Here is a 24,543-nt window from a genome sequence, read left to right as displayed (position 1 = left end):
GAAATCCGAGCCGGCAGGGGAAGACCCGGGGTGAGAAGATCATAGCCCAGCCGGACCCGACTGCCGCCCCCAACCCTCCCAAAAGCTTGATCTCCCGCCAGGAATCGGCCTTTTGCGGGATTGTCTTTGCAGGCATATCCGGTAACATTGCTGAAGGCGGCACGAGAACACCCTCACAGCGGGACGAGGCTGCCGGCACCTTGACCATCAGGATCGCATGCGCCCACGATTTTCCACACCAGCAGGGCCCGCTGCCCGCGCATTGCTCGGGCTGCGGTCCGTGTCGGCCGTGTTCTACGGCCTGATGCTGGTCTTCGCACTGGGCAATGCCGTTCTGGTGTATTCGCTGATGTCGCGCTACGACTCGGCGCTGGATCAATCCGTCACGCTGGGCGGCATGCGCGCGTTCAGCCAGCAACTGGCGGTGCGGGCGATGCGGCTGGCCGACGGCGGCCTGGTGCAGACGGGGCAGATCAGCAAGGAAATCGATGCCATGGACCTGGCGCTGCAGGCGCTGGACCGGGGCGGGGTGGTGGGCGACCGCGAGATCGCAGCTCTGGATCAGTCTTCCGTGCGCGTGTTCCTGCCCAAGATCCGCTACGAATGGGTTGCGTTGCGCGGGCGCCTGCAGGCGGTGATGCTGGATTCCTATTCGCGCGGAGACGCTTCGGCCGCCGAAGGACGCGACCTGCCGCACGTGGTGCAGCGGCAATGGATCGCCGATGATGCGGCGGCGCTGCTCGGCACGCTGAACGCGGCGCTGGACGCCCTGATGCCCCTGCTGCACCAGTCCAAGGACCAGGCCTTCAATTGGCTGGTGATCCTGGTGCTGCTGGACATCGTCGTGTTGGTGGGGACGTTCCTGCTGGTGCGCCGGGGCGTCGTGCTGCCCCTGCTGGCGCTGCGCCATGCCACGCGCGCCATGATGCAGGGCAACTACACCACGAAGCTGGCGCCGTCGGGCGCGGCGGAAATCGTCGATATCGCCCGGGCCTACAACGCCGGGTGCCAGCAGATCCATGAATTGCTGACCCAGATGCGGGCGGACCGCGCCGGCCTGCAGCGCTCCGAGATCATCTTCCAGGGGCTGGCGTCCAATGCCCTGGTGGGTATCTTCCTGATCGCCCACGACCGCTTCAGCTTCGTCAGCCAGAAAATGGCGGACATCTTCGGCTATCAGCCCGACGAGATGATCGGGCATCTGTCGCTGCTGTCGATCATTGCGCCGCGCGAACGCTATCTGGTGGACGAGGCCCTGAAATCGGGCCGCAGCCAGAAGACCTCCACCTTGCGGTTCGAGCGCCACGGCCGGCGCAAGGACGGTTCCCTGTTCGACATCGAGACCTTCATCACGCTGGTGGGCTCGGGGGACGACGCCGCCCTCATCGGCCTGGTCCAGGACATCACCGAAAGCAAGCAGGCGGAATCCTCCGCCCAACTGGCGGCCATCGCCTATGAAAACAGCAGCGAGGCCATCGCCATCACCGATGCCACGGGCGTCATCATCGACGTCAACCCGGCCTATTCCCGCATGACCGGCTACTGGCCCGACGAAGTGGCCGGCGAATTGCTGCCCCTGTTGCGGCCGGGCCGCCACAATCGGGATTTCTACGACCAGATGTGGCACGCCATCAATACCAAGGGCCGCTGGGAAGGCGAATACTGGCTGCAGCGCAAGTCCGGCGAGGAATACGCCCAGCGCGTCGTGCTGGATACCGCCTGGAATCATGATGGCTCGGTCAATTGCCGGGTCGTGATGCTCAGCGACGTCACGCAGAAGAAACAGGTCGAGACCGCGATCTGGAATCAGGCGCACCACGATCCGCTCACCGGTCTGCCCAACCGCCAGTATTTCAACGAGCACCTGAAGGGCTCGGTGGACGAGGCCGACCGCCAGACGCAGTCCATGGCGCTGCTGTTCCTGGATCTGGACCTCTTCAAGGAGGTCAACGATTCCATGGGGCACGAGATGGGCGACCGCCTGCTGGTCGAGGTCGCCGACCGCCTGCGCCGCTGCCGCGGCGACCAGGAGAACCAGTTCATCGCCCGCCTGGGCGGCGATGAATTCGTGATTCTGGCGACGGACGTGTCCGGCAGGCCGCAGCTCGACGCCCTGTGCCAGCGTCTGCTGGGCTTCATCGCCGAACCTTATCTGCTGATGGGCAATGAGGTCCGGATCTCCGCCAGCCTGGGGGTCGCCCTGTATCCGGAAGATGCGGACAACGCCGAAATGCTGATGCGCCACGTGGACATGGCCATGTACCAGGCCAAGGCGGCGGGGCGCAACGGCTATCGGTATTTCGACCAGTCCATGCAGGAACGCGCCCGCATGCAGCATGATCTGCTGGTGACCCTGCCCGAAGCCATCGGCGCGGGCCAGTTCTTTCTGCTGTACCAGCCCATCTACGCCTTCGACACCCGGCGCATCATCAAGGCCGAAGCGCTGCTGCGCTGGCGGCATCCGGAATTCGGGGTCATCGCCCCCATGGATTTCATCCCGTTCGCCGAAGAACGCCAGCTCATCAAGCCTCTGGGCGACTGGGTGTTCCGCGAAGCCATCCGCCAGCTGAGCCGCTGGCGCCAGACGCTGGCACCGGACCTGCGTCTGACGGTGAACGTGTCGTCGGGCCAACTGGGCCTGGACCAGTCGGGGCTGGATACGGTCGTCGGCCTGCTCGACGCCCTGGCGCTGCCCGCGGGCAGCCTGTCGCTGGAATTCAACGAACACCTGCTGCCGGACCTCTGCCCGCTGGTGCGGGAACGCCTGAACCGCCTGCACAGGGCGGGCATGAGGTTCAGCGTGGGGGCGGTTTCCGTCGGCATGCCCGCCTTGCTGGCGTCCCGCGACATGTCCTTCGAAACGCTGAAGCTCGAGCGCGAGATGACGGAACAGCTGCCGGGCAGCGATGCGGCCCGCATGGTCTGCGAATCCGTCGTCGTCCTGGCCCACCGGCTGGGCATGCGGGTGATCGCCGAGGGCATCACCAACCAGGCCCAGTACGACGTGCTGCGGGACATCGGCTGCGACGCCGGGCAGGGCTTCTGGCTGGGAGAGCCCCTGGATCAGCTCAGTTTCGAACAGCGCCTGCTGGATTCAAAGGCCGAGCCCCTGGAACATTAAGACGCGCGTCGGGGGCGGCGATACCGCCAGGCCAGCAGCAGCCCCAGCAGCACCCAGACCAGGATCGGCCCGTTGCCCCAGCGCACGTAGGGTGTCAGGCCCTGAGCGCCCTGGATCTCCACGTCCAGCACCCCCGGGATGGCCGGGTCCAGCTGGCCGCGGACCTGTCCGTCGGGGTCGATGGCGGCCGTCGTGCCGGTGTTGGTGGCGCGGATGACCGGCCGCGCGGTTTCCAGCGCCCGCATGCGGGAAATCCACAGATGCTGGCGCAGGGCCCAGGTGTCGCCGAACCAGGCCAGATTGCTCAGGTTCACCAGAATGCTGGCGCCGGGAGAACCGTCGTCGCCCGGCGCGACGGCGGCGGCGATTTCCTCGCCGAAGGCGTCTTCATAGCAGATGTTCACCGCCAGGGCCTGCCCGGCCAGCATCAGGGGCGGCTGGCGCTCGGACCCCCGGTCGAAATCGCCCAGGGGAATCTGCAGCGCGCGGACGAACCAGTGGAACCCGGGGGGGATGAATTCCCCGAACGGCACCAGATGGCGCTTGTCGTAGCGCCATTGTCCGGCATACAGCGGCGGCTGGCGGTCGTCTGGCCGGATCACGGTGGCGCCGTTGGTGTAGCGATCGCCATCCGGCGTGCGTTCGTGCAGCGGCAGCCCCAGCAGCAGGCCGGCGTCCATGCGCCGCGCCAGGTCCAGCCAGGGCTGCCAGAGGGCCGGCGGCACCTGGTCCTGGAAGATCGGCATGACGGTTTCGGGCAGGACGATCAGCCCGGGCCGATCCTGGGGGGTCTTGGCCGCCAGCCCCGCCAGCTGACGGGTGCGGTCCTGGATCGCCGGGAAGCGGGCGGGGTCGAATTTTTCCGATTGCGGCGTGGCCGGCTGCACCAGGCGCACCAGCATCGGCTGGCCGTGGGGCTGCGCCCACTGGATGTGCGCCAGGCTGATGCCCGCCAGGCCGGTCAGCAGCGTCAGCGCGATGGTGGCGGCGGCGCTGCGGTCGTATGGGGTGTCCTTGGCCCGGGCCATCAGGGCGATGGAACCGGCGGCGAAGGCCGACAGCCAGGCCAGGCCGTAGACCCCGACCAGCGGCGCCCAGGCGGCGAACATGCCTTCGGCGTGGGCATAGCCGACGTTCAGCCAGGTGAAGCCGGTGAACAGCGTGCCTCGCAGCCATTCGAACAAGGTCCAGGCGCAGGCCCAGGCCGCCGCGTTCAGGATCTGGCGCCGGGCCGGTTGTTCCGGGTTTCCGTGTCCGGCGCACAGCCAGGCGCTCAGGGCGCAGGCCCCGGCCGCGTACGCCGCCATGGCGGCGGCGAACAGCAGCAGCGCCCCGATGGCCAGGGGCAGGGCCAAGCCGCCGAACTGATGCATGCTGATGGTGAGCCAGTACACCCCGATGGCGAACTGGCTCAGTCCGAACAGCCAGCCGTAGCCGGCCGCCTGGCGCGGCCCCGAGGCCCCCCAGGCGTAGGCCGCCAGGATCGCCAGGCTGGCGATCTGCACGAAGGGCAGGCTCCAGGCGGGCAGCGGGCCGGGAGCGAAGCACAGGGCCTGCACGGCGCCCGCCAGCAGCACCCAGAAACGCGTGCGCCAAGGGGATCCCGCCGCTGCGCGGGCGCGCCGGGCGGGCGCGGAGGTGTCGGTCGGCACGGAGTCGGACATCATGAGGGGAGTTGGCAGGGGGATTCAGGCATTCGGCGCGTCGGCGGCCGAGGAAGGTTCGGTGAGGCGCTGCACGTGCAGCCAGCGGGCGCGCTTGCCGTCGGCGCCCACCACGGTGAAGGCCAGCCCCTGGCCTTCGAAGCGTTCGCCGCGCCGGGGAATGTGGCCCAGTTCGGCGGCCAGCCAGCCGTTCAGGGTGTCGTAGTCCTCGTCGGGCAGGTCCACGTGGAAGGCTTCGTTGAAGTCTTCGATCTCGGTGGTGCCCATGGCCCGCCAGCTGTTGTCCCCGGTGCGGAAGATCGTCTTTTCGTCCGCGTCGTCGAATTCGTCCTCGATGTCGCCGACGATCTGTTCCAGGACGTCTTCCATGGTGACCAGGCCGCCGATGCCGCCGTGTTCGTCGATGACGATGGCCAGGTGGTTGCGGCTCATGCGGAATTCGTGCAGCAGTTCGTTCAGCCGCTTGGATTCGGGGATGAAGACGGGCGGGCGGATCAGCGCGCGGATGTCCAGGGCCTGGTCCGAGAGCGTCAGGAGCAGGTCCTTGGCCAGCAGCACGCCGATGATGTTGTCCCGGTCGCCTTCGTAGACGGGGAAGCGGGAATGGCCCGTTTCGGTGATGAACGGCATCAGTTCGGCCAGCGGCTGGGAAACGTCCAGCATATCCATGCGGGAACGCGACACCATGATGTCCAACACGGTCTTGTCGGCGACTTCCAGCGCCCCGGAAATCATGGCGTAGGATTCGCCATCCAGAATGGAGTGGTCGTGGGCGGCTTCCAGCACGGCCCGGATGCCTTCACGATCGGCGGGCGGGGACGGCCGCAGCAGGGCCTTGAGGCGGGAGAACAGGGAAGGGGAAGACGGCGACGCAGGTCGAGGTTCCGGGTCCGGTGAGTGAGGGTCTGGCATTGTCCGTAGGACGAGTTCGTGGATCTTCTAGCATAACCGATAACTCGGCGCGCTTAGGCGGCGCCGCGTCATCGGTAGGGGTCGGGGATTCCCTGGGCGGCCAGGATGGCGGTTTCCAGGGCTTCCATGCGCTCGGCCTCGTCGGCTTCGATGTGGTCGTATCCCAGGGCGTGCAGCACCCCGTGGGTGGTCAGGTGGGCGGCGTGGTGCAGCAGGGGTTTGCCCTGTTCCGCAGCCTCGCGTTCCAGCACCGGCAGGCACAGCACGATGTCGCCGCTGATCAGGCCCGAGGGGTCGGCGCCATATTCGAAGGTCAGCACATTGGTCGCATAGTCGCGCTGCCGCCAGGCGGCGTTCAGGCTGCGGCCTTCTTCCGCGTCGACCAGGCGCAGGGCCAGGGCGACGGGCTGTCCCGCGCGGGGATCGGGGGCGGCCAGGGCCTGTTCCAGGGCGCGGCCGACCCAGCGCCGCAGGCGCCAGCGCGGCAGTTGGGGGGCATCGACGGCGTACTGGATGCTGAGGGAGAAATCAGGATACATGGTCGCCCGCCTTTTCGTAGGCGTCGACGATGCGGGCCACCAGGGGGTGGCGCACGACGTCGCGGCTGGTGAAGCGCGTCTGGGCGATGCCCGGCACCCCGTCCAGCACTTCCAGCGCGTGCAGCAGGCCGCTCTGGTGTCCCTTGGGCAGGTCCACCTGTGACGGGTCGCCGTTGATGACGGCCTTGCTGCCGAAGCCGATGCGCGTCAGGAACATCTTCATCTGCTCGGGCGTGGTGTTCTGGGCCTCGTCCAGGATGATGAAGGCGTGGTTCAAGGTGCGCCCGCGCATGTAGGCCAGGGGGGCGATCTCGATGGTCTGCTTTTCGAACAGGCGCTGGGTTTTTTCGAAGCCCATCAGGTCGTACAGCGCGTCGTACAGGGGGCGCAGGTAGGGGTCGACCTTCTGCACCAGGTCGCCGGGCAGGAAGCCCAGGCGTTCGCCGGCTTCCACGGCGGGGCGGGTCAGCACCAGCCGGGTGACGGATTCCCGTTCCAGCGCGTCGATGGCGCAGGCCACGGCCAGCCAGGTCTTGCCGGTGCCGGCGGGGCCGACGCCGAAGCTGACGTCGTGCTTGAGGATGGCGTTCAGGTAGTCGCGCTGGCGCGGCGTGCGCGCGCGCAGGTCGGTTTTGCGGGTGCGCAGCACCGGGCCTTCGTCGTCCACGGGGGGCAGCTCGGGCAGGTTCCGGGGCGCATTGGTGTCCGGGGACGGGGCGGTGCCACGATTGCTCAGTTCGACCAGGCCGAGCTGCAGGTCGTCGAGCGACAGCGGCGCCTGGGCCGAGCGTTCGTGGAACCAGCGCAGGGCCTGGCCGGCTTCGCCTGCGCGGGCGCCGCGCACGCTGAAGCGGTTGCCGCGCCGGCCGATGGTCACGTCGTAGGCTTGTGCGATCTGGCGCAGGTTTTCATCCAGCGGACCGCAGAGATTGGACAGCTGCGCGTTGTTGCCGGCCAACTGCAGGGACACGGGCCGGGCGCCGGCGGTCTTGGGCGCCGTCATGCGCCCACCCGGTCGGTTTCGGTGGTGACGATCTCGCCGCGCAGGGTGTTGGTCAGGGCCTGGGTGATGCGCACGTCCACCATGCGGCCGATCAGCCGAGGCTGGCCGGCGAAGTTGACGATGCGATTGTTCTCGGTGCGGCCTTTCATGTCGTTCGGGTCCTTTTTGGACGGCCCTTCCACCAGCAGGCGCTGGATGCCGCCCACCATGGCCTGGCTGTAGGCGGCGGCCTGCTCGTTGATGAGCGTCTGCAGGCGGTGCAGGCGATCCAGCTTTTCCGCCTGGGGGACGGGATCGTCCAGGTCGGCCGCCGGGGTGCCGGGGCGCTTGGAATAGACGAAGGAAAAGGACTGGTCGAAGCCGACGTGGCGCACCAGGTCCATGGTTTTCTGGAAGTCGTCTTCCGTTTCGCCGGGAAAGCCGATGATGAAGTCGGACGACAGCGTGATGTCGGGGCGGGCGGCCTTCAGGCGGCGAATGATGGATTTGTATTCCAGCGCGGTGTAGCCGCGCTTCATGGCGGCCAGCACCCGATCGCTGCCGGCCTGCACCGGCAGGTGCAGGAAGGGGGCGAGTTTTGGCAGGCGACCGTGCGCCTCGATCAGGCGGGCCGTCATTTCCTTGGGATGCGAGGTGGTGTAGCGGATGCGCTCGATGCCGGGGATGTCGTGCACGTAGTCCAGCAGCATGGCGAAATCGGCGATCTCGCCGGATTCGCCCGTCGGGCCGCGATAGGCGTTGACGTTCTGTCCCAGCAGCGTGACCTCGCGCACTCCCTGGTCGGCCAGGTCTGCGATTTCGGTCAGCACGTCGTCGAAGGGGCGGGAGACTTCCGCGCCGCGGGTATAGGGCACGACGCAGAAGCTGCAGTATTTGCTGCAGCCTTCCATGATGGAGACGAAGGCCGACGGCCCGTCCACCCGGGCGGGGGGCAGCGCGTCGAATTTCTCGATCAGCGGAAAGGAAATGTCCACCTGGGAATGCCCGGTGGCGCGGCGCCGGTCGATCAGTTCGGGCAGGCGGTGCAGGGTCTGCGGGCCGAACACGACGTCCACGTAGGGCGCGCGGCGCACGATGGCCTCGCCCTCCTGGCTGGCGACGCAGCCGCCCACGCCGATGACCAGATCCGGCCTGGCCTGCTTCAGGTGCTGGACGCGGCCCAGGTCGGAAAAGACCTTTTCCTGGGCCTTTTCGCGCACCGAACAGGTGTTGAACAGGATGATGTCGGCATCGTCAGGCGTATCGGTGAGTTCGACGCCTTGGGCGGCCCGCAGGATGTCGACCATCTTTTCGGAGTCGTATTCGTTCATCTGGCAGCCGAAGGTGCGGATGAACAGTTTCTTGTGCCGCCCGGGTTCCATGGGCTGCAGCAGGCCGGCCAGGGTTTCGTCCTGGGCCTGGCGCCAGGCCTGATCCTTCAGGTGTTCGGCGGATTCACGGGAAGCGGGAATGACGCCGGGGCGGCGCACGGGAGTTTCTTGCATGGCGGGTCGCCGGGGCGGGTTTATATCCCGGGGGCGGTCGAAAATGGACAATCCGCTATTTTACTGCACGCGCCGGCGGATAGCCCGCGTCGTCGGGGCGGCAGGGTCGGGCGCCGGCCCGCCGCCGGAAAAGCCGCCGGCCGGTCCCCGGGCGGGGAACCGGCCGGCATGGCCCCGGTGTATCTGCTTAGCGGATCCGGATCACTGCGGGTGCGTGGCGTGGACGACGTAGTCGGCGACCGCTTGGCGCTGTTCCTCGGTCAGGCTTTCGGCGAACGAGGGCATGGGTCCGGAGCCGTCGCGCAGCACCGCCAGGATCTGGTCCTTGCCCGGCTGCAGTTCATCCAGGTTCGGGCCGATGGCCCCGCTGGCGCCGGCATCCTTCAGGGTGTGGCAGACCGCGCAGGCAGGCACGGCGTCCTTCTGGAACAGCGCCTTGCCTTCGGCCAGAGTGGCTTCGTCGGCGGCGGCCGGACTCGCCGCGACGATGGCCATGACGCCGCAACCCAGTACGATCGCGGCGCCGCGCTTCAATTTCGATACAACATGATTCACTTCAGACGACCTCCAGTTCGATGCTGTGATCCAGCCAGCTGTTGTTGTTGTAGCCGCGGTTGTTTTCCTGGCGTTCCTTGGGTTGGACATCCCCGTGCTCGTTGGTGGCCCGGCTGGCGATCTGGTATTTGCCCGGCTTCAGGTCCACGCCCAGCACGAATGTGCGCCAGGCATAGCGGCCCATGTCGGGGCCGAATTCCTGCGCCGCCTTCCAGGTCTTGCCGCCGTCGATGGAAATTTCCACGCCCTTGAGAGGGTGGAATCCCCCCAGGCCGACGCCCGTGATCTGCACCCGGCCGGCGGTCAGGGGCTTGGCGGGGTCGAAGGGCGAGGTGATCCAGGAATTGACCGGCATTTCCCAGATGGAGGGGTGGTCGGGGCCGCCCTTTTCGCCGACGGCGGAGAACCGGTAGCTGCTTTGCTGGATCTTGGCGGGGGACTGTTCGGCCGTCAGCGCCAAGTGCTTGATGTATTTGACGTTGTTCACGCCCATGTAGCCGGGCACGATCATGCGCAGCGGCCCGCCATGGGCCAGGGGCAGGGGTTCGCCGTTCAGTTCCCAGGCCAGGATCGCGTCTTCCATGGCCGACAGCGGGACGGAGCGTTCAACCATCAGCGTCTTGGGGTCCAGGCCTTCGGGCAGGGTCTCGCCGCCCGTGCTGGTCATGTATTTCATGTCGCCGGCCGCGCCGCCGCAGGCCTTGATGACGTCCTTGACGGGGACGCCGGCGAACACCACGCATCCCGCCGCGCCGACCGTCCATTGGGTGCCGCTGGGCTTGTGGGGGAACCAGGCCCGGCCGTTGCCCGAGCATTGCAGCACCATCGTGACGGACGTCAACCCCATGCGCTTGAGATCCGCGACCGTCAGCTTGGCGGGCTTGGCCACGCCCGAAATTTCCAGGGTCCAGGCGTCCGGATCCTTCAGGATGTCGGCCGAGGGCGGATTGAGGTTGTTGCGCACGTACAGGCGGTCGCTGGGGGTGATCGTGCTGTGGCCGAAGTCCTGGCGACGCAGCTCGATGGTGTTGGCGCTGTGGACGATCATGGCGTCCGCGTCCTTCCAGGCCGCGTATTCCGGCAGGGCCTTGCCCCCGGCGGCGGTGGCCTTGGCCGGCGGGTCGGTGCGCACGCCATCCGCCCAGGACGCCCCCGGGACGGCCGCCAGGGCGGCCAGGCCGCCCCCGGTCAGCAGGGCGCGGCGGCGGGCGGGATCTTGCAGTACAGGTTTTTGCATGGCTTCTCCTCCAGCTTGAATAAAGACATTACTTTTAATAATGCCTTTATAACTGCTTAAACTGTTGAAGTCCAAAACGTGCGCTCGGGCGATGGCCTGGGAGTCCCGCTTTCGACCGGTCCGGGGCGGGGGCGGGCCTCGTGCGGCCGGGCCCTGGAAAGGACCTATACTGGCGCACGTCCCTTCGTTGAAATTGATGTCGTGAAGTCCTTTCTTGCCGCCTGCCTGCTGTTGTGGTCGCAGATTTCCTGGGGAAGCATCGCGCTGGTGGCGACTTCCCTGTCATCGGGCGGGGTGCTGCTCAAGCCGCCGACGGAAGTGTCCCTGGTGTTCAGCGAACCCGTCAGGGTGGCGCGGGTCGATCTGGTCAATCCGCAGGGGCAGGTGCTGCCCCTGTATGCGATCCGCGATGCCGGCGCGGAAATCCGCATTCCCATCCCCGAACAGAAGGCCTACGGGCTCTACGCGCTGAACTGGCACGTGGAATCCGCCGCCGGCGATGCGGGGTCGGGCGCCTTGGGCTATGAACTGCGCCAGCCCAGTTTCCTGGATCGGCTCTGGCCTTCGGCTCCGCTGCCGCTGCGCGACGCGGCGCTGTGGCTGGCGATGATCGCTCTGCTGGCCGCCGCCGCGTCCCTGGCCCTGTTCCAGCCGCAGTTCGCCTCGGCGACGCTGGGGCTGATCGGCGCGGGGCTGGTGGCCACGGGCTTTCAGCTCGATCGCATTGTCGCCCTATGGCGCTACGACGGTGGGTGGATGCCGCCTGTGTTATGCGCTGGCGCGCTGGCGGTGTTGCTGGCGGTGGCGGCGGGACGGTGGGTGATCCGGTGGGTGAGATGAAACCGGCGCGCAGAGGTCCGCAGGGACCTCTGCGTGTCCGATCTCATCCCAATTCCACTTCCGCGCCTTCTTTCTTGACGTGCTTGACCAGGTCTTCGCGGCGGATGCCCATCCACATCGCCAGCGCGGCGGCCACGAACACGGACGAGTAGATCCCGAACCAGATCCCGATGGTCAGCGCCAGGGAGAAATTGTGCAGGGTCGGGCCGCCGAAGAAGAACATCGACAGCACCATCATCTGCGTCGAACCGTGCGTGATCACCGTTCGGGAAATGTTCTGCGTGATGGACGCGTTGATGATTTCCCGCACCGAGGCCTTGCGCTGCTTGCGGAAATTTTCCCGGATCCGGTCCATCACCACCACGGATTCGTTGACCGAATACCCCAGCACGGCCAGCACCCCCGCCAGCACCGACAGCGAGAATTCCCACTGGAAGAAGGCGAAGAAGCCCAGGATGATCACCACGTCGTGCAGGTTGGCGATGGCGCACGACGCGGCCAGCTTCCATTCGAAACGCACGGCCAGGTACACCATGATGCCCACCACCACGAACAGCAGCGCCATCAGGCCGTTGTGCAGCAGTTCCTGGCCCACCTGCGGGCCGACGAATTCCACGCGGCGCAGCTGCACGTCGGCGTGCTGGGCCTGCAGGGACGACAGCACGGTGCGGCTCTGGGCGGCCGTGTCCTCGTCGGGGCGGATGGGCAGGCGGATCATCACGTCCTGCGAGGTGCCGAAATTCTGCACCTGGAAGTCCTTGTAGCCCAGGGCGTCGATGGCCGTGCGGATGTCGGCCACGGGCGCCGTCTGGCTGTAGTGGACTTCCATCACCGTGCCGCCGGTGAACTCGATCGACAGGTGAAAGCCGCGCGAGGCGATGAAGAAGACGGCGGCCAGGAATGTCAGCAGGCTGATGATGTTCAGGATCAGCGCATGCCGCATGAACGGGATGGTGCGATGGATGCGGAAAAATTCCATGATGAATCCTGATTAGTCCTGCTTGGGTTTCCAGATCTGGCCGATCGAGATGGATTTCAGCTTGCGCTTGCGGCCGTAGTACAGATTGGCCAGGGCGCGCACCCCCACCACCGACGAGAACATCGAGGTCAGGATGCCGATGCAGTGCACCACGGCGAAGCCGCGCACCGGGCCAGTGCCGAAGGTCAGCAGCGCCACCCCGACGATCAGGCTGGTCAGGTTGGAGTCGAAAATCGTCGCCCAGGCGCGATCGAACCCCAGGTGGATGGCCTGCTGGGGCGGTAGGCCCAGGCGCAGTTCTTCCCGTATCCGTTCGTTGATCAGCACGTTGGCGTCGATGGCCATGCCCAGCGTGAGCGCGATGGCGGCAATCCCCGGCAGGGTCAGCGTGGCCTGCAGCATGGACAGCACGGCCAGCAGCAGCAGCACGTTGAAGGACAGCCCCAGGGTCGAGAACAGGCCGAACAGGTGGTAGTACAGGATGATGAAGATCGCGATGGCGGTGAAGCCGTACAGCGTCGAATCGAAGCCCTGCTTGATGTTGGCGGCGCCCAGGCTGGGGCCGATGGTGCGTTCTTCGATGATGTGCATCGGCGCGGCCAGGGCGCCGGCGCGCAGCAGCAGCGACACGTCGGCGGCTTCCTGGGCGGTCATGCTGCCGGAAATCTGCACCTGGCCGCCGGGGATCTCGGACCGGATCACGGGCGCGGTGACGACTTCGCCCTTGCCGTTCTCGAACAGCACGATGGCCATGCGCTTGCCGATGTTGTCGCGGGTGACGTCGCGGAAGATGCGGGCGCCCTTGGAATCCAGGGTCAGGTTGACGGTGGGTTCCTGGGTCTGCTGGTCGCGGCCCGGCTGGGCGTCCTGGAGGTTCTCGCCGGTCAGGATGACCTGGCGGCGCAGCAGCAGCGGGCGGCCATCCCGGTCGGTGTAGCGCACCAGGCCGAAGGGCACGCGGCCGGATTGCAGGGCCGCCATGGCCGACGGGGAATCGTCCACCATGTGGATTTCCAGGGTGGCGGTGCGGCCCAGGATTTCCTTGGCCTTGGCCACGTCCTGCACGCCAGGCAGCTGGACCACGATGCGGTCGCCGCCCTGTTGCTGGATGACCGGTTCGGCCACGCCCAGTTCGTTGATCCGGTTGTGCAGGGTCTGGATGTTCTGTTTCAGGGCGTTGTTCTGCACCTGGGTGATCGAGGCCGGGCTGAGCGTGCCGTCCAGCAGCCAGCTGTTGCCCGACTGGCTGGTCGTGAAGACCATTTCCGGAATGGAGCGGCGCAGCGCGTCGGCGGCGGCGTCGCGGTCGTTCTGGGTGGCGAAGGTGGCCCGCACGGATTGCTGGTTGCGTTCCACGTCCTCGAATTTGACCTTGGCGTCGCGCAGGGTGGTGCGGGCTTCGCCGGCCATGGAGTCATAGCGGCTGGTCAGGGCGCCCTGCAGGTCCACCTGCAGCAGGAAGTGCACGCCGCCGCGCAGGTCCAGGCCCAGGTACATGGGGTGCGCGCCCAGGGCCGTCAGCCAGTTGGGCGAGGCCGACATCAGGTTCAGCGCCACCGTGTAGTCCGGGTTCTTCGGATCGGTGTTGAGCGCCTTTTCCAGCGTGTCCTTGGCCTTGAGCTGCGTGTCGGTGGAATCGAAGCGCAGACGCACCGAGCCCACGGGGCCGTTCATCTCGAACGAACTGGCCGTAGGCTGGATGTCGGCCTGTTTCAGGATCTGGTCGGCCCTTTCGAGCGTGCCCTGGTCGATCTTGACCGATGTCTTGGCCCCCGCGATCTGGACGGCCGGCGATTCGCCATAGAGATTGGGCAACGTGTAGAGCACGCCGATCAGGACGGCGGCCAGCACGATGAGGTACTTCCAGATGGGGTAGCGGTTCATGGTCGGTCGGAAGGGGAGGCTGAAAGACCGGGCGCCGCCGAAAAGGCGGCGCCGGATGGGGCGATCAGAGGGACTTGATCGTGCCCTTGGGCAGCACGGCCGTCACGGCGCTGCGCTGCACGACGGCTTCGACGGCCTTGTCGCCGGACTGGCCGACTTCCACGGTCAGGTAGTTGTCGCTGACCTTGCTGATCTTGCCCAGCATGCCGCCGGACATGATGATCTCGTCGCCCTTGGCCAGGGCCGAAACCATTTTCTTGTGGTCCTTCTGGCGCTTCATCTGCGGGCGGATCATCAGGAAGTACAGGATGACGAACATCAGGATGATGGGCAGCATGCTCATCAGCGCGTTGGGTTCGCCGCCGGCCGCCTGGGCCGGGATCAGGGTCAGAGTGTCAACGAGAGACATGAAGGCTCCTGGGAAATCAGGGGTTGGATGAGAGGTCTGGATACGAGATTAACTCTTGATTGTAGCGATAAAGGGGGCCGGCCGCGCGGCGGCGCTATTCGATCCCCCGGGACCGGTCCCGCAGGAAGGCCTGGCGCCAGCTTTCGAACCGGCCCTGCTCGATGGCCTCGCGCATTTCGCTCATCAGGTTCAGGTAGAAATGCAGGTTGTGCAGGGTATTGAGCCGCGCGCCGGTGATTTCCCCGACGCGCTGCAGGTGGTGCAGGTAGGATCGGGAAAAGTGCCGGCAGGTGTGGCAGCGGCAGCCGGGGTCGAGCGGCCGCAGGTCGTCGCGGTAGCGGGCATTGCGGATCTTCAGGTCGCCGTAGCGCGTGAACAGCCAGCCGTTGCGGGCGTTGCGGGTGGGCATCACGCAGTCGAACATGTCCACGCCCTGGCGCACGCCTTCGACCAGGTCTTCGGGTGTGCCGACGCCCATCAGGTAGCGGGGCGCCCGCGCGGGCATGCGCGGCGCGACGTGGGCCAGCACCCGCATCATGTCTTCCTTGGGCTCGCCCACCGACAGGCCGCCGATGGCGTAGCCTTCGAAGCCGATGTCGGTCAGGCCGGCCAGGGACTCGTCGCGCAGGTCCTCGTACATGCCGCCCTGGATGATGCCGAAGAGCGCATTGGGATTGTCCAGGTCGCGGAACGCCTGGCGCGAGCGCCGCGCCCAGCGCAGCGACATGCGCATGGAGGCGGCGGCTTCGGCGTGCGTGGCGGGGCGCTCGCCGATGCGATAGGGCGTGCATTCGTCCAGCACCATGACGATGTCCGAATTCAGGCTGCGCTGGATGCGCATGGATTCTTCCGGCGAGAGGAACTGCCGCGATCCGTCGATGGGCGATGCGAATCGCACGCCTTCCTCGGTGATCTTGCGCATGCCGTCCAGGCTGAAGACCTGGAAGCCGCCCGAATCCGTCAGGATCGGCTTGTCCCACTGCATGAAGCCGTGCAGGCCGCCGTGCCGGTCCATGATGTCGGTGCCGGGGCGCAGCCACAGGTGAAAGGTGTTGCCCAGCACGATCTGGGCGCCGATGTCCGTCAGTTCGTGCGGCAGCATGGCCTTGACGCTGCCGTAGGTGCCCACGGGCATGAAGATCGGCGTCTGGACGACGCCGTGGTTCAGGGTGAGGCGGCCGCGCCGGGCGGCGCCGTCCGTGTGCAGCAGTTCGAATTGCAATCCGGTCATGGGGTCTGGGCAGGGGAAGTCTGGGCGGCCTCGATGAACATGGCGTCGCCGTAGCTGAAGAAGCGGTAGCGCGATTGTACGGCGTGCGCGTAGGCCCGCTGGATGGGCTCCATGCCCGCCAGCGCCGAGACCAGCATCAGCAGGGTGGACTGCGGCAGGTGGAAATTGGTGATCAGGGCGTCCACGTTGGCGAACGCGTAGCCCGGCGTGATGAAGATCCGGGTGTCGCCCTCGGTGGTGTGCACGCCGTCGCCTTCGCGGGCGGCGGCCTCCAGCGACCGGACGCTGGTGGTGCCCACGGCGACCACCCGTCCGCCCCGGGCGCGGGTCTCGCGGATCTTCCTCAGGGTCTCTTCCGGCACGACGTAGCGTTCCGCATGCATCACGTGGTCGCGGATGTGCGTGACGCGCACCGGCTGGAAGGTGCCCGCGCCCACGTGCAGGGTCACGAAGGCCTGGTCGATGCCCTGGGCGCGCAGGCGGTCCAGCATGGCCTGGTCGAAGTGCAGTCCGGCCGTGGGGGCGGCCACGGCCCCGGGCTGCTGCGCGTAGACCGTCTGGTAGCGCGATTCGTCGTCGCCGTCCGCCGTGTGGGTGATGTAGGGGGGCAGGGGCACGCTGCCGTGCCGGTCCAGCAGGTCCAGGATGGGGGCGGGAAAGGCCAGTTCGAACAGCTCGTCCCGGCGGCCCAGGACCTCGGCGTCGATGGCGCCATCGGCCAGCAGCAGGCGGGCGCCGGGGCGCGGAGACTTGCTGGCCCGCACGTGCGCCAGCGCGTGACGGGGATCCAGGATGCGTTCCACCAGGACTTCCACCTGGCCGCCGCTGTCCTTGCGGCCCCGCAGCCGCGCCTTGATGACGCGGGTATTGTTGAAGACCAGCAGGTCCCCGGCCCGCAGCAGGCCGGGCAGGTCGGTGAACTGGAGGTCGCGCAGCGCGCCGCCGGCGTTCAGGTGCAGCAAGCGGCTGGCGTCGCGCCGGGCGGCGGGATGCTGGGCAATCAGTTCGGGGGGCAGTTCGTAGTCGAAATCGGCGAGATCCAGATCAGCAGTCACGGGGGTGTCGGAGGCCCGGTCGGGGCCGCGAAGAATGAAGAGTCGGCCCGTATTTTAGTCCGGCCCGCCGGCCCGGTGTTTCGGCTCGCGGGATGGCCGGGTCGCTTGTGAGGATCGGTAAGAATGGATGCCCGAATGCCCCGCGCGCGCGGCTCTTTGGATTATGCTGATGGCTTTTGTCGGGTGGCGCCATGAGTCGGGCAGAACAACAGCAGGATCGTCGGCATTTTCTTCGGCCGGCGGGCCGGTCGGCGGGAACGCTGCCGGGATGGCGGGGATGGGTGCGCGCGGCGCTGTTCCTGGGCGTGCTGTCGGTCTCGGCCGCCGGCGCGTCGGCCCAGGCCCTGCCTCCCGAACTGCAGAAGGCCTGGAAGGCCACCCGGCTGCCCGAATCCGCCCTGTCCCTGGAAATCCGCGAGGCGGGCGGCCCCGTGATCAGCAGCATCCAGGCCGACGTGCCGCGCAATCCGGCCTCGGTCATGAAGACCGTGACCACCTGGACGGCGCTCTCCACCCTGGGGCCGGATTACACCTGGCGCACCCAGTTCCTGGCGGCCCCCGACGCCCGGGTCGACGAGCAGGGCACCCTGAAGGGCCCGTTGTACGTCAAGGCGGCGGGAGACCCCTGGTTCACGGCCGAGGACCTATGGAACGTGCTGCGCGAGCTGCGCCTGCGGGGCATCAAGAATCTCAGCGACGTGGTCGTGGACCGCGGCGTGTTCGGCCAGGTCGCGATCGATCCGGGGGAATTCGACGATTCGCCCGACCGGCCCTACAACGCCAGTCCCGACGCGATGATGGTGGGCTTCGGCGCCACCCGCATCCTGTTCCAGCCCGACGAAAAGCATCGCCAGTGGATTCCCATCATTGATCCGCCCACGCCCACGGTGAAGGTCGATGGGAACCTGACCTGGCAGGACGGCAGCTGCCGCCCCGCCAGCAATTTCGTCGTGGACGCCCGCGTGCAGGGGCCGGTGACGACCATTCGCCTGGCGGGCAAGGCCTGGGGCAGCTGCGGAGAATTCAGCATGTACCGGCTGGCCGGCACCCAGGCGGATCACTTCGAGGCGCTGTTCCGGCTGTTGTGGCGCGAATTGGGCGGCACTCTGGGGCGCGGCTTCTCGCAGGGGCCGGCGCCCGCCAAGGCCAAGGTCCTGGCCTGGCACGATTCGCCCGCGCTGTCGGACGTCATCCGCCAGATCAACAAGCACAGCAACAACGTCATGGCGCGCATGACCCTGCTGACGCTGGGCGCGGAGATGAACGGCCCGGGGGCCACGCCGGAAACCGCCGGCCAGGCCGTGCGCACCATCCTGAAGAATCAGAACGTCGATACCGCCGGCTGGGTGCTGGACAATGGCTCGGGCCTGTCGCGCCAGGGGCGGGTCACGGCGCGCGGTCTGGCGCAGATGCTGGACGTGGCCTGGCGTTCCCCGATGATGTCTGAATTCATGTCTTCGCTGGCGATTTCCGGCATGGACGGCACGGTGCGCCGCCGGCTGCGGTCCAACGACACGCGCGGCCAGGCGCATTTGAAGACCGGCACCCTGAATGGTTCCCGCGCGCTGGCCGGCTACGTGCGCGGCGCCAGCGGCAAGCGCTACATCCTGGTCAGCCTGGTCAACCATCCCGGCGCGGCGGCGGTGCGGCCCTTCGACGACGAGCTCGTGCGCTGGCTGGCCAGCCGCTGACGCCGGGGCCGCAGGCCCTGTTCGTATCGCCCGCATCAGCGGCCCCCGCCCGTAAAGCGGGGCGCCGCGTCTGGATGTCCGTCTCCGCACCTGCCTGATCCGGCAGGTGCAAAAACCCCCAGTTGACACCCAATTAGTTTACTTTTAAATTAACAGAAACTAAATTAATTGACGGCAGGCCGGGACGCCAACCCTTCCGACAAGCCGGGTCTCAGGAGACGCAGCATGAAGATTGTTTGCATCGGCGGTGGGCCTGCGGGCCTGTATCTGGCCTTGCTGATGAAGAAACTGGATCCTGCCCACGACATCACGGTGGTCGAGCGCAACAAGCCCTACGACACGTTCGGCTGGGGGGTGGTCTTTTCCGACATCACCATGGACAACATGCGGCAGTGGGACCGGGAAACCGCCGACGAGATCCAGGCCGCCTTCAACCACTGGGACGACATAGAACTGCTGTTCAAGGGGCGCAGCATCCGCTCGGGCGGCCACGGATTCGTGGGCATCGGGCGCAAGAAGCTGCTGAACATCCTGCAGGCGCGCTGCGAGGCGCTGGGCGTGCGGCTGGTGTTCGAAACCAATGTGGCGTCGGATGCCGACTACCCGGATGCGGACCTGATCATCGCCGCCGACGGCGTCAATTCCGTCGTGCGTAGGAAGTACGAATCCGTCTTCCGGCCCGACATCGTCACCCGCCCGAATCGCTACATCTGGCTGGGCACCCATCGCCTGTACGATGCCTTCACCTTCGATTTCCAGCGTACCGAACACGGCTGGTTCCAGGCGCACATCTACAAGTTCGACGACAGCACCTCGACCTTCATCGTCGAGACCACGGAAGAGACCTGGAAGGCGCATGGTCTGGACCAGGCGGACCAGGACCAGTCGATCGCGTTCTGCGAAAAGCTGTTTGCCGACAACCTGCAGGGCGAGTCGCTGATTTCCAATGCGCGGCATCTGCGGGGCTCGGCCTGGCTGAATTTCCAGCGGGTGGTGTGCGAACACTGGTGGCTGCGCAACGAACACGGCAGCCACGTCGTGCTGATGGGCGACGCCGTGCACACGGCCCACTTCGCCATCGGCTCGGGCACCAAGCTCGCGATCGAGGACGCCATCGAACTGACCCGCCAGTTCAAGCTGCTGGGCGACACGCCCGCCCATATTCCCGAAGTGCTGACCGCCTATCAGGAAGCCCGCCGGGTCGAGACCTTGCGCCTGCAGAACGCCGCCTGGAACGCCATGGAATGGTTCGAGGTCTGCGGCCGGCGCTATTGCGATCAGCTCGAACCCGAACAGTTCATGTATTCCATGCTGACGCGCAGCCAGCGGATCAGCCACGAGAATCTGCGCCTGCGCGACAGGAACTGGCTGGAAGGGTACGAGCGCTGGTTCGCGCAACGCGATGGCCTGGCGGTGCCGGATGGCCGCACGCCGCCGCCCCCCATGTTCACGCCGTATACCGTGCGCGGCCTGACGCTGAAGAACCGGGTGGTCGTCTCGCCCATGGCGCAGTATTCCGCGGAAGACGGCCTGGTGGGCGATTACCACCTGGTGCATCTGGGCGCGCGGGCCATGGGCGGCGCCGGCCTGGTGTTCGCCGAGATGGCCTGCGTCAGCCCGGAAGGGCGCATCACCCCGGGCTGCCCGGGGCTTTACCGGCCGGAACACACCGCCGCCTTCAAGCGCATCGCCGACTGGATCCATGCCCATACCGATGCCCGCTTCGGCATGCAGCTCGGCCATGCGGGCGCGAAGGCTTCCACGCGCCGGGCCTGGGACGGCACCGACCTGCCGCTGCCCGAAGGCAACTGGCCCATCATCTCGGCCTCGCCGCAGCAGTATCTGGAGGGCGTCAGCCAGGTGGCGCGCGAAATGACGCGCCAGGACATGGACGAAGTCAAGGAACAGTTCCTGGCGTCGACCCGCGCCGTGATCGAGATCGGCGCCGACTGGCTGGAACTGCACTGCGCCCACGGCTACCTGCTGTCGGCCTTCATTTCGCCGCTGACCAATCATCGCACCGACGAATATGGCGGCACGCTGGCCAATCGCCTGCGCTACCCCCTGGAGATCTTCACCGCCATGCGGGCGCTCTGGCCCCAGGAAAAACCCATGTCCGTGCGGATTTCCGCGACGGACTGGGTGGAAGGCGGCACCACGCCGGAAGACGCGGTCGAGATCGCCCGGGCCTTCAAGGCCGCGGGGGCCGATCTGATCGACTGTTCCTCCGGCCAGGTCAGCAAGCAGGAAAAGCCGGTGTACGGGCGCATGTACCAGACGCCGATGGCCGATCGGGTCCGCCAGGAAGCCGGCATCGCGACCATCGCCGTGGGCGCCATCAGCGAGGCCGACCACATCAACAGCATCCTGGCCGCCGGCCGCGCGGACCTGTGCGCGGTGGCCCGGCCGCACCTGGCCAATCCGGCCTGGACGCTGACCGAGGCCGCCAAGATCGGCTACACCGACGTCGCGTGGCCCCAGCAGTACTTCCAGGGGAAACGCCAGATGGAAACCCTGTTCGAGCGCGAACATGCGATGCAGGAACAGGCGCTGCGCCACGCGGCGGGGCAGGCGTCCCTATGAGCGCGGCCGCTCTCCACGCCCTGGTCACCGGCGGTAGCCGGGGGATCGGCGCGGCCATCGTGCGGCGCTTGCGGGCGGACGGCTGCCGGGTCACGATCCTGAGCCGCACGCTGTCCTCGGGCCGGCAGCTGGCCGCCACCGATCCGGAAGGCCTCCACGCGGTCGCGGCGGACGTCGCCGATGCGGCGCAGCTGGAACAGGCTCTGGCCCAGGCCAGGGACCGCTTCGGTCCCATCCAGGTGCTGGTCAACAACGCCGGCCAGGCGGAAAGCGCGGCGTTCCTGAAGATGGACGCGGCCCTGTGGCAGCGCATGCTGGACGTGAACCTGACCGGCCCCATGCTGTGCAGCCGGGCGGTGCTGCCCGACATGCTGCAGGCCGGCTGGGGGCGCATCGTCAACGTCGCCAGCACGGCCGGGCAGAAGGGCTACGCTTATGTGTCGGCCTATTGCGCCGCCAAGCATGGCGTCGTGGGCCTGACCCGATCCCTGGCGCTGGAACTGGCGGCCAAGGGCATTACGGTCAATGCCGTCTGCCCCGGGTATGCGGATACCGACATCGTGCGCGAGAGCGTGGCGCGCGTGGTGGCCAGGACGGGCCGCAGCGAGGAAGCCGCGCGCGCCGAATTCGTGAAGACCAACCCCCAGGGCCGCCTGGTCGCGCCCGATGAAGTGGCCGATGCCGTGTCCTGGCTGTGCGGCGAGGGCGCCGGCGCGGTGACCGGGCAATCCATTTCCGTCAGCGGCGGCGAAGTCATGTAGCGGCCGGCATGCCGCCATGCCGGGCCGTGTCCGTTTTTTACTGGAGAACTCCCCCATGATCGACGAACGTATTGATCCGCAACTCCTGGCGGGCAACCGCCGCCCCATGGCGGGGTATCAGGCCGCGCGCTTCCTGTGGGAAGTCCGGGACGGGGTGGCCACCATCACCCTGAATCGTCCGGAGCGCAAGAATCCCCTCACGTTCGACAGCTATGCCGAATTGCGCGACCTCTTTCACCAGCTCAAGTGGGCGCCCGACGTCAAGGCGGTGGTGGTGTCGGGCGCCGGCGACAATTTCTGTTCGGGCGGCGATGTCCATGAAATCATCGGACCGCTGGTGCGCCTGAAGGCGCCCGAACTGCTGATGTTCACCCGCATGACCGGCGATCTGGTCAAGACCATGCGCGCCTGCCCGCAACCTATCGTGGCCGCCGTCGACGGCGTCTGCGCCGGGGCGGGCGCCATCGTCGCCATGGCGTCCGACCTGCGCCTGGGCACGGCGCGCAGCAAGACCGCGTTCCTGTTCAATCGCGTGGGCCTGGCCGGCTGCGACATGGGCGCGTGCGCCATCCTGCCGCGCCTGATCGGCCAGGGCCGCGCCAGCGAACTGCTGTACACGGGCCGGGCGCTGGGCGGCGAAGAAGGCGAGCGCTGGGGGTTCTTCAACCGCCTGTGCGAACCCGGGACCCTGCTGGCGGACGCGCAGGCCTTGGCCGGACAACTGGTGCAGGGCCCCAGCTTCGCCAACGGCATCACCAAGACCATGCTGCACCAGGAATGGTCCATGACCATCGACCAGGCCATCGAGGCCGAGGCCCAGGCGCAGACGATCTGCATGCTGACCGAAGATTTCTCGCGCGCCTACCACGCCTTCGTCGCCAAGCAGAAACCGCAATTCGAGGGGAACTGAGATGGCCGACACTTCGTTTCTCGACTGGCCGTTCTTCGAGGATCGCCATCGCGAACTGGCCCTGTCCCTGGATGCCTGGGCGGCGGAGCACGTCAGCCAGTCGCACGGCCGGGACGTGGATGCGCAGTGCCGCGCCCTGGTGGCGGCGCTGGGCGCCGACGGATGGCTGCGTCACGCGGTGGCGGGCACGTCCCATGGCGGCGCCGCGGACGTCATCGATACCCGGGCCATCTGCCTGATCCGCGAAACGCTGGCCCGGCATTCCGGCCTGGCGGATTTCGCCTTCGCCATGCAGGGCCTGGGGTCGGGGGCGATTTCGCTGCACGGCACGCCCGAGCAGCGGCAGCGGTATCTTCCCCGGGTGGCCTCGGGCCAGGCCATCAGCGCCTTCGCCCTGTCCGAGCCGGACGCCGGTTCCGACGTGGCCGCGATGTCCTGCGCGGCGCGCGCCGACGGCGATCATTACGTGCTCGACGGCGAGAAGACCTGGATTTCGAACGGCGGCATCGCCGACTTCTATGTGCTGTTCGCCCGCACGGGCGAGGCGCCGGGGTCGCGCGGGATTTCCGCCTTCATCGTCGAGGCCGGCACGCCGGGCTTCGACATTGCCGAGCGCATCGAGGTGATCGCCCCGCATCCCCTGGCGCGCCTGCGGTTCAAGGATTGCCGCATCCCCGCCAGCCAGCGTCTGGGCGCGCCCGGCGAAGGCTTCAAGGTGGCCATGCGGACGCTGGACGTGTTCCGCACCTCCGTGGCGGCGGCCGCGCTGGGCTTCGCGCGCCGGGCCATGGACGAAGCGCTGGCGCGGGCGCAGTCGCGCCGCATGTTCAAGGGCGTGCTGGCCGATTTCCAGTTGACCCAGGCCCGTCTGGCCCAGATGGCCACGGCCATAGACAGCGCGGCGCTGCTGACCTACCGGGCGGCCTGGATGCGCGACCAGGGACGCACGGTGACCCGCGAGGCGGCCATGGCCAAGCTGACCGCCACCGAAAACGCCCAGCGGGTCATCGACGCCGCCGTGCAGATGTTCGGCGGGCTGGGCGTGGTCAGCGAGCAGCCGGTCGAACGCCTGTACCGCGAGATTCGCGCCCTGCGCATTTACGAGGGAGCGACCGAGGTTCAGCAACTGATCATCGCCCGCGAACTGCTGCGGGCCGCACAGGCCTGAGACGCGGGGCCCAAGGAGACGGCAGTGCACGATACGGCGACACCGCGGCGTTTCGAGCGTCGGCGCAACATCCGGTTCTCGCATTGCGACCCGGCGGGCATCGTCTTCTTTCCCCAGTACCTGGTGCTGTTCAACCAACTGGTGGAAGACTGGTTCACGGAAGGGCTGGGCATTTCCTACGCGGACATGCTGGGGCCGCGCCGGATCGGCTTGCCCATCGTGCGCCTGGAGTGCGATTTCCGGGCCATCGCCCGCATGGGGGACCGGCTCGTGTTCGGACTGGAGGTCGAGCGGGTGGGGCGCAAGTCCCTGAGCCTGAACCTCGATGCCTGCAGCGACGGGGTCCTGCGGGTGGCCTCGCGGCAGGTGCTGGTCTTCACGGATCTGAATTCCCATAAGGCGGCCGACATGGCCGTCGACATCCGCGATGCGCTGACGGCCTGGCAAAACGGCGTCGGCGCGTTGCAAGACTGATACGACCCCAACCACGACGGCCGCGGCCGGGCAGTTCCAAGGA

20 protein-coding genes are annotated in these 24,543 nt (G+C 67.3%); 8 read left to right on the top strand and 12 right to left on the bottom strand.

The window, feature by feature from the left end; genetic code table 11:
• Positions 1 to 217 precede the first annotated feature (217 nt).
• Positions 218 to 3,121 (top strand): bifunctional diguanylate cyclase/phosphodiesterase, encoded by a 2,904-nt coding sequence (locus Q0263_RS16780; RefSeq protein WP_298018824.1) that lies wholly within the window; start codon positions 218 to 220, stop codon positions 3,119 to 3,121.
• Here the strand turns inward: Q0263_RS16780 and lnt are convergent.
• The 7 genes from lnt to Q0263_RS16745 form a co-directional block, all read right to left on the bottom strand.
• The gene (gene lnt, locus Q0263_RS16775; RefSeq protein ID WP_298018821.1) at positions 3,118 to 4,788 is read right to left on the bottom strand and encodes an apolipoprotein N-acyltransferase; all 1,671 of its coding nucleotides are present in this window, start codon (positions 4,786 to 4,788) and stop codon (positions 3,118 to 3,120) included. The genes Q0263_RS16780 and lnt overlap by 4 nt on opposite strands.
• A gap of 21 nt (positions 4,789 to 4,809) precedes the next feature.
• Entirely contained in the window at positions 4,810 to 5,697 is an 888-nt protein-coding gene (locus Q0263_RS16770) for a transporter associated domain-containing protein (RefSeq protein ID WP_298018818.1), read from the bottom strand.
• Positions 5,698 to 5,765: 68 nt separating this feature from the next.
• Complete coding sequence (gene ybeY, locus Q0263_RS16765; RefSeq protein ID WP_298018816.1) at positions 5,766 to 6,236, bottom strand: rRNA maturation RNase YbeY; 471 nt, start codon at positions 6,234 to 6,236, stop codon at positions 5,766 to 5,768.
• A complete protein-coding gene (locus Q0263_RS16760; protein ID WP_298018813.1) occupies positions 6,226 to 7,239 on the bottom strand; it encodes a PhoH family protein in 1,014 nt (337 codons plus the stop codon). The genes ybeY and Q0263_RS16760 overlap by 11 nt, the downstream gene beginning before the upstream one ends.
• Positions 7,236 to 8,600: a tRNA (N6-isopentenyl adenosine(37)-C2)-methylthiotransferase MiaB gene (gene miaB / locus Q0263_RS16755; protein ID WP_298019200.1), complete on the bottom strand. Its 1,365-nt coding sequence runs from the start codon at positions 8,598 to 8,600 to the stop codon at positions 7,236 to 7,238. The genes Q0263_RS16760 and miaB overlap by 4 nt, the downstream gene beginning before the upstream one ends.
• Positions 8,601 to 8,924: 324 nt before the next feature.
• A complete protein-coding gene (locus Q0263_RS16750) occupies positions 8,925 to 9,278 on the bottom strand; it encodes a cytochrome c (protein ID WP_366140717.1) in 354 nt (117 codons plus the stop codon).
• Between the two features lies 1 nt (position 9,279).
• On the bottom strand, positions 9,280 to 10,515 hold the full coding sequence (locus Q0263_RS16745; RefSeq protein WP_298018810.1) for a sulfite oxidase: 1,236 nt from the start codon (positions 10,513 to 10,515) through the stop codon (positions 9,280 to 9,282).
• Positions 10,516 to 10,716: 201 nt separating this feature from the next.
• Here Q0263_RS16745 and Q0263_RS16740 point away from each other — a divergent pair, with 201 nt between their 5' ends.
• Positions 10,717 to 11,355 carry a copper resistance CopC family protein gene (locus tag Q0263_RS16740; RefSeq protein ID WP_298018807.1) on the top strand — a complete coding sequence of 213 codons (639 nt, stop codon included), beginning with the start codon at positions 10,717 to 10,719 and terminating at the stop codon, positions 11,353 to 11,355.
• Between the two features lie 43 nt (positions 11,356 to 11,398).
• Here Q0263_RS16740 and secF read toward each other — a convergent pair whose 3' ends face one another.
• The 5 genes from secF to queA all read right to left on the bottom strand — a co-directional run bounded on the left by secF (position 11,399) and on the right by queA (position 16,913).
• Positions 11,399 to 12,334, bottom strand: a complete 936-nt coding sequence (gene secF / locus Q0263_RS16735) for a protein translocase subunit SecF (RefSeq protein ID WP_298018804.1) — start codon at positions 12,332 to 12,334, stop codon at positions 11,399 to 11,401.
• A gap of 12 nt (positions 12,335 to 12,346) precedes the next feature.
• A complete protein-coding gene (secD, locus tag Q0263_RS16730) occupies positions 12,347 to 14,218 on the bottom strand; it encodes a protein translocase subunit SecD (protein WP_298018799.1) in 1,872 nt (623 codons plus the stop codon).
• A gap of 64 nt (positions 14,219 to 14,282) precedes the next feature.
• Positions 14,283 to 14,627 (bottom strand): preprotein translocase subunit YajC, encoded by a 345-nt coding sequence (yajC, locus tag Q0263_RS16725; RefSeq protein ID WP_298018796.1) that lies wholly within the window; start codon positions 14,625 to 14,627, stop codon positions 14,283 to 14,285.
• Between the two features lie 94 nt (positions 14,628 to 14,721).
• Complete coding sequence (tgt, locus tag Q0263_RS16720; RefSeq protein WP_298018794.1) at positions 14,722 to 15,858, bottom strand: tRNA guanosine(34) transglycosylase Tgt; 1,137 nt, start codon at positions 15,856 to 15,858, stop codon at positions 14,722 to 14,724.
• Positions 15,855 to 16,913, bottom strand: a complete 1,059-nt coding sequence (gene queA, locus Q0263_RS16715; protein WP_298018791.1) for a tRNA preQ1(34) S-adenosylmethionine ribosyltransferase-isomerase QueA — start codon at positions 16,911 to 16,913, stop codon at positions 15,855 to 15,857. Before queA ends, tgt begins: the two co-directional genes overlap by 4 nt.
• 191 nt (positions 16,914 to 17,104) lie before the next feature.
• Here queA and dacB point away from each other — a divergent pair, with 191 nt between their 5' ends.
• From dacB to Q0263_RS16685, 6 genes are all read left to right on the top strand, one after another.
• A complete protein-coding gene (gene dacB, locus Q0263_RS16710; protein ID WP_298018788.1) occupies positions 17,105 to 18,604 on the top strand; it encodes a D-alanyl-D-alanine carboxypeptidase/D-alanyl-D-alanine-endopeptidase in 1,500 nt (499 codons plus the stop codon).
• A gap of 225 nt (positions 18,605 to 18,829) precedes the next feature.
• Positions 18,830 to 21,187 carry a bifunctional salicylyl-CoA 5-hydroxylase/oxidoreductase gene (locus Q0263_RS16705; RefSeq protein ID WP_298018785.1) on the top strand — a complete coding sequence of 786 codons (2,358 nt, stop codon included), beginning with the start codon at positions 18,830 to 18,832 and terminating at the stop codon, positions 21,185 to 21,187.
• Positions 21,184 to 21,948: an SDR family NAD(P)-dependent oxidoreductase gene (locus tag Q0263_RS16700; protein ID WP_298018782.1), complete on the top strand. Its 765-nt coding sequence runs from the start codon at positions 21,184 to 21,186 to the stop codon at positions 21,946 to 21,948. Before Q0263_RS16705 ends, Q0263_RS16700 begins: the two co-directional genes overlap by 4 nt.
• 55 nt (positions 21,949 to 22,003) lie before the next feature.
• Positions 22,004 to 22,858 carry an enoyl-CoA hydratase family protein gene (locus Q0263_RS16695; RefSeq protein WP_298018779.1) on the top strand — a complete coding sequence of 285 codons (855 nt, stop codon included), beginning with the start codon at positions 22,004 to 22,006 and terminating at the stop codon, positions 22,856 to 22,858.
• Between the two features lies 1 nt (position 22,859).
• A complete protein-coding gene (locus Q0263_RS16690; RefSeq protein WP_298018751.1) occupies positions 22,860 to 24,026 on the top strand; it encodes an acyl-CoA dehydrogenase family protein in 1,167 nt (388 codons plus the stop codon).
• 24 nt (positions 24,027 to 24,050) lie between these two features.
• A complete protein-coding gene (locus Q0263_RS16685) occupies positions 24,051 to 24,500 on the top strand; it encodes a thioesterase family protein (protein ID WP_298018748.1) in 450 nt (149 codons plus the stop codon).
• Positions 24,501 to 24,543 lie beyond the last annotated feature (43 nt).

The organism is uncultured Castellaniella sp., from assembly GCF_937988725.1.
Taxonomy (GTDB): Bacteria; Pseudomonadota; Gammaproteobacteria; order Burkholderiales; family Burkholderiaceae_B; genus Castellaniella.
Note: the sequence above shows the minus strand (reverse complement) of the source record. Positions and strands in the feature narration are given on the sequence as shown.

Bases quoted from the DNA above. Each gene is read 5' to 3' on its own strand.
- Q0263_RS16780 (WP_298018824.1), top strand. From the start codon at position 218: ATGCGCCCACGATTTTCCACACCAGCAGGGCCCGCTGCCCGCGCATTG.
- lnt (WP_298018821.1), bottom strand. From the start codon at position 4,788: ATGATGTCCGACTCCGTGCCGACCGACACCTCCGCGCCCGCCCGGCGC.
- Q0263_RS16770 (WP_298018818.1), bottom strand. From the start codon at position 5,697: ATGCCAGACCCTCACTCACCGGACCCGGAACCTCGACCTGCGTCGCCG.
- ybeY (WP_298018816.1), bottom strand. From the start codon at position 6,236: ATGTATCCTGATTTCTCCCTCAGCATCCAGTACGCCGTCGATGCCCCC.
- Q0263_RS16760 (WP_298018813.1), bottom strand. From the start codon at position 7,239: ATGACGGCGCCCAAGACCGCCGGCGCCCGGCCCGTGTCCCTGCAGTTG.
- miaB (WP_298019200.1), bottom strand. From the start codon at position 8,600: ATGGAACCCGGGCGGCACAAGAAACTGTTCATCCGCACCTTCGGCTGC.
- Q0263_RS16745 (WP_298018810.1), bottom strand. From the start codon at position 10,515: ATGCAAAAACCTGTACTGCAAGATCCCGCCCGCCGCCGCGCCCTGCTG.
- secF (WP_298018804.1), bottom strand. From the start codon at position 12,334: ATGGAATTTTTCCGCATCCATCGCACCATCCCGTTCATGCGGCATGCG.
- secD (WP_298018799.1), bottom strand. From the start codon at position 14,218: ATGAACCGCTACCCCATCTGGAAGTACCTCATCGTGCTGGCCGCCGTC.
- yajC (WP_298018796.1), bottom strand. From the start codon at position 14,627: ATGTCTCTCGTTGACACTCTGACCCTGATCCCGGCCCAGGCGGCCGGC.
- tgt (WP_298018794.1), bottom strand. From the start codon at position 15,858: ATGACCGGATTGCAATTCGAACTGCTGCACACGGACGGCGCCGCCCGG.
- dacB (WP_298018788.1), top strand. From the start codon at position 17,105: ATGAGTCGGGCAGAACAACAGCAGGATCGTCGGCATTTTCTTCGGCCG.
- Q0263_RS16705 (WP_298018785.1), top strand. From the start codon at position 18,830: ATGAAGATTGTTTGCATCGGCGGTGGGCCTGCGGGCCTGTATCTGGCC.
- Q0263_RS16700 (WP_298018782.1), top strand. From the start codon at position 21,184: ATGAGCGCGGCCGCTCTCCACGCCCTGGTCACCGGCGGTAGCCGGGGG.
- Q0263_RS16695 (WP_298018779.1), top strand. From the start codon at position 22,004: ATGATCGACGAACGTATTGATCCGCAACTCCTGGCGGGCAACCGCCGC.
- Q0263_RS16690 (WP_298018751.1), top strand. From the start codon at position 22,860: ATGGCCGACACTTCGTTTCTCGACTGGCCGTTCTTCGAGGATCGCCAT.